The sequence below is a fragment of the Acinetobacter sp. 24-47-67 genome (assembly GCF_056779735.1).
In genome coordinates this window covers 1-434 of the sequence record NZ_JBWYIK010000036.1, presented here as the reverse complement: position 1 = coordinate 434, position 434 = coordinate 1, and the positions used below count along the sequence as shown (strand labels likewise).

Here is a 434-nt window from a genome sequence, read left to right as displayed (position 1 = left end):
GATACTACACCAACAATCTCAGGTAAGACTGAGCCAGGTGCAACAGTAAAAGTTGAAATCTTAGACAAAGATGGCAACCCTGTAGCAACAGGTGATGCGACTGTAGATCCAGAGGGTAACTGGACGTTCACACCGACTGAAGAATTACCAGAAGGTGAATATACAGTTAAAGCTGAAGCGAAAGATGCGGTAGGTAATACTGCTACAGAAACTGCGGATGGTAAATTAACTGTAGATACAACTGCACCATCTGATACCGATGTAACGATTGATCCAATTGCGGATACAAACGATACAACACCAGAAATCACAGGTACAACTGAACCAGGAACAACAGTAAATGTCGTTGTTAAAGACAAAGACGGTCAAGTTGTTGCAGAAGGTCCAGCGACAGTTACAGGTGACACATGGACATATACACCATCAGTTGAATT

Annotated in this window: 1 protein-coding gene; it reads left to right on the top strand. The window is 42.6% G+C overall.

The genetic code is table 11. The features are described 5' to 3' along the window. Positions 1–434 (top strand): Ig-like domain-containing protein (locus AC1M9K_RS14550; protein ID WP_481589645.1); only part of this gene is annotated, 434 nt, incomplete at both ends.